Source organism: Pseudoalteromonas sp. Isolate3 (genome assembly GCF_022398505.1).
Classification (GTDB): Bacteria; Pseudomonadota; Gammaproteobacteria; order Enterobacterales; family Alteromonadaceae; genus Pseudoalteromonas; species Pseudoalteromonas apostichopi.
The window spans coordinates 1-4,005 of sequence record NZ_JAKEVN010000188.1 but is presented as its reverse complement, the minus strand read 5'-3'; the positions used below and the strand labels follow the sequence as shown (position 1 = coordinate 4,005).

Annotated in this window: 4 protein-coding genes; all 4 read left to right on the top strand. The window is 38.3% G+C overall.

All coding sequences use genetic code 11. The features are described 5' to 3' along the window. The first annotated feature begins 174 nt into the window (after positions 1-174). Genes L1D46_RS19885 through L1D46_RS19870 form a run of 4 tightly spaced genes read left to right on the top strand, consistent with a single transcriptional unit; the run spans position 175 to position 3,834 of the window. On the top strand, positions 175-852 hold the full coding sequence (locus tag L1D46_RS19885) for a hypothetical protein (protein WP_239978110.1): 678 nt from the start codon (positions 175-177) through the stop codon (positions 850-852). Next, entirely contained in the window at positions 840-1,298 is a 459-nt protein-coding gene (locus L1D46_RS19880; protein WP_239978109.1) for a hypothetical protein, read from the top strand. Before L1D46_RS19885 ends, L1D46_RS19880 begins: the two co-directional genes overlap by 13 nt. 2 nt (positions 1,299-1,300) lie before the next feature. Further along, positions 1,301-2,914, top strand: a complete 1,614-nt coding sequence (locus L1D46_RS19875) for a hypothetical protein (RefSeq protein ID WP_239978108.1) — start codon at positions 1,301-1,303, stop codon at positions 2,912-2,914. Between the two features lie 2 nt (positions 2,915-2,916). Continuing rightward, positions 2,917-3,834: a TniB family NTP-binding protein gene (locus L1D46_RS19870; RefSeq protein WP_239978107.1), complete on the top strand. Its 918-nt coding sequence runs from the start codon at positions 2,917-2,919 to the stop codon at positions 3,832-3,834. Positions 3,835-4,005: the final 171 nt, after the last annotated feature.

The following is a 4,005-nucleotide window of genomic DNA, read 5'->3' as shown; positions in this document are numbered from 1 at the left end:
ATCAAAATATCTTCTGTGTTAAAAACTTCCAGTTTTTCATACCCATGCGCCCTACTTCGCCACAATGACAGAATAATTAATTTTCAGCATATTATGTTATTGAAAAATATAGAAATTTGATCAAATTTATTTCTTTGCTATTTGTTTATTAAATCGAATTTTTGAGTAGCAAACATGAACAAAGAAACACAAAAGCAGCCCCCAAAAGCGAAGCCAGAATTTCGCTCCTCGTGGTGGGCAAACTTGAGTTTCATTCCTAACTTAAAATCAGACGGCCCAGATATGCTACGTGCTGAGAGCTCGTTAGAAACATTGTTTGTTTTAAAGTTACTCATTGATCCGCAAGTTAAATACGTCACAACAGCGTGTACTTCTAAATACATAGAACGCTTAAAACGTCGATATACAGACGACGTTGAATACACGCTGGCTGGTCCTACGCTTTATTGTACTGAAGTCAAACAGTCTTCAGAGCTTGAAAAACAAGAAATAAAAGACAAATTAGCGATAGTTGCAGATGAATTAAACACTGAGCAATGCTGCTTCGAAATTAAAACTGAGCATGACATTTGCCCGAGAGATTCCACAGCGAATATATTGCGGTTTTTCCGCCATTATCATAATTACTTTCCTAAAGATGAACTTGTAGAAGTAGAAAAAGTAACTGAGCAACTCAGTGCAAACAACGGTGTAGCGTTGTTGCTTTTAATTGATTCATTACGCGATGCTGGGATTTCTTACCAAGCCCAAAAAGTATGGTTTCTACTGGCTCACAAGCGTTTGCATGTATCTGATGAATCAAAGTTCATTAATAGCAATACGTTGGTTTGGAGCTCGTCATGTTCAAAATAAATAGCAAATTCATTTTAGACGACACATTAGTTTCAGTTACTTACTCAAGCTCTTGTTATTCAGTATTTAGAGATGTGAAACACGGGACAGAGTGCGGATATAACAATTATCAGCTTCAGCGCCTTCATAAGCAAGGGCTACTTAAACCCCATTTCTTATTTGAAATAGACGAAGAATTAGCGAGAGCTACATATGCTTTCTTAGATGAATCGCAAAAGCGTGAGCTTAATATGAAAATAGCGCTGGTTAATCAATTCATTGCAGCGCCAGTAAAAGCTGGTAAAGAAGCAAATCAGCTGATAAGAGAAACGCTTAAGCTAATCGGAGAAGATTGTTGTGTTAGAGAGTCAACAGTTAGAGGCTGGGTTACTAAATACAGAAAAAGCCAAGGAAATGTATTTAGTCTATTAGACGGACGCAGAAAAAAACCTAACTTCGCGAGCTAATCATGACAGTTGAGCAAACACACAAGCAAATTTTGCTAGAGCAACAAAAACAGTTATTCAGAGAAATAGTCCGGCAGTATATCGCTGTTTCAAGCCCCTTGAATAACAAACAAGCACATGAGCGACTAGTTTCCCTACATTCAGAGAGAGGGCTCGATGGTCAACCCGTTTCATATTCGACATTTTGTCGCTGGTTAAAAGAAGATATTGACTCAGCATACTTAGCTAGACGGCAAGATGGACGAGTTGCAGGTAAAGTTGCTACGCAAACAAAAATAAAGTCAGATGAGATATTCACATTCATGTCGAATGTGCAAATTGATTGCTTACATGCGCCGATTTTTCTAGTCGATGACACTAACTACAGAGCGCTTGATAAAGTTCCCATTGAATATCTTTCGTATGAGCCCGTCACAACGGCTATCCTCGCGAATACAACTAATTATGAGAGCGGTTCAGAGCGCAGCGACTATTTAATAGAGCATTTCAAGTCTATATTTTTGGGTAAGCCTGATTTACACATTGAAGTCGGTTACCCAAAGCCTTGGTACGCATTCGGATTAGTCATATCGCTCATTTTAGACGGAGCAAGTGCAAACAAAAGTAAAGATGTTCATATGTTCCTCCGCCGCTGGTTTGTCATTGCACACATGGCAAAAACGCAAGAAGGGAAACAAAAATCTAGAGTCGAGAGTCTGAATGATTGGTTTAAAGACAATGTATTAAATGGCTTGCCGGGCCATTTTAATGACCGACTCGCATTAAATTTAAGAGATACTATTAATGCCCGTGCCCAAGCAGCTCTGACAATTCGTGAATATCACATAATAAAATCCAGAGTTTTATTGGATTATTTGTATGGTGAACACACAGACAGTAAAACTGGTGAAACATTCTCACGTGAAGATGAGTGGAACCGCCAATGTGCTTACAACCCGCCACCGTTTGTTCATGACGTAGATGAGTTATGTTTATTCAGTGGTCTCAGAGAGCATCGAACTATTAACGTAACTGATGGAATTGTTATTACTCGAAGCGGCAAACGGTATTGGTATAACAGCACAGAGCTTCAATCGATGAGACGACAACTCAAAAGCATAATGGGTAAACATTTTAATGGTGAAGTTAGTGTTACCTACTCGCTCATAAAAGAGTATTTCATATGGGTGCTTAACCCTCATACGAAATCGATGCTAAAAGTGCCAATGGTGACACCGCCAAAGCAAATACCACGAAATTCTGAGAAAGAAGAATTTCTTGAACAGCTAAGACAAGTCGATGCATCTATTGATTTAACTCGTATGAGTAACGATGAAATTATAAAACATGCGCTCACTCGCAAAAGAAAAATACGCGAATTCGAGAACAACAATAAAAAAGCAGCTAAAAAGAATGCCATATCGACTCAGGATGCAACTGAGAAAGAAATGGAAAAAGCCAATAGCTACAAAGAGATGCAGCGAAATATGGCGATTAAAGCTGTAAATACACACATTCATGAAACTAAGCACGAAGCGCAGGCTAATGAGCAAAAAGATGACGAAACAACATTAAACAATAATGAAGATAATTTGGGAGACTGGGTCGATAACTTGAATTATGGAGAGGGTGAATAACGATGGTCACAAATATAGATAGAATAAACTGCTTTCTCAATAATTTAATTATTCACCCCAATTTCAAGCAATGCCTTGAGTCTGCTCTGAATTGCGTTAATGCAGTTAGTACAGGGCCATATGGCGTATGTATCTTTTGTCAGCCTGGGACTGGAAAAACCAAACTGGGAGATTACTTAACCCTACAATTAAACAAATCATGTATTCAAACTCGTGAATGTAAACAAATCAAAGCGATAAAAATAGATTTGGAGGAAGGCGCGTTAGCAACTGATGTTAAGAGAAGCATCATTTATCAAATTACCGGCGATTATCCAAGCGGTTACACAAAGCAAGTTTTAAATAATTACTTAAAGCAACAACTCAAAGTTGCGAATGTGAAGATTATTATTATTGATGAGTTTCATCATTTGCTTAGGGGTGAAAAGAGAATAGATCAAAAAGTGGGTCAGTTTATAAAGTCACTTATCGATAAGTACAATGTTGCTGTACTTCTACTTGGCATCCCGCGTGCTCAAAAAATTCTTCAATTAGACACTGAGTTAAATTCACGTGTTATACAAGCTGGCATGTTAGAGCGCTTCAATTGCAAGACCAACAATTCAAGAACTTATTTTCAGAAGTTTTTAAGAGAATATAGCGCTAAATGTCCAGTTCCAATTATTGATTTGTCTACTGACAACATGGCTTACAGAATGGAACTTGCAACGGGCGGTGATTTACGACGAATTCGACAACTGTTCCAACACATGCTGCTTCATATCGATGAGGGTGAAGAAATTACAATTACTCATCTAGATGTGGCTCACCGACAACTAAACAAAGCTAAACTTAACTGTGACTCACACAACCAAGTTATTTGGCCATTTTCAAGCGAAGTAACATTACAGCAAGTAAAACAAGCGCTGGTCTATGAATAGTACCTTCCAACTTACCTATGCCCCTGAACCTAAGAGTGACGAGTCGTTACGTGGGTACTTTGAGCGCTTAAACCATATCAATGGCATGAAAGGAGCTCAAAACCTCTGTGATAAACTCAAAACGACTTACCTACCTCAGCAAGTTCGTCCATTTTCAAAGAAGTATAATAA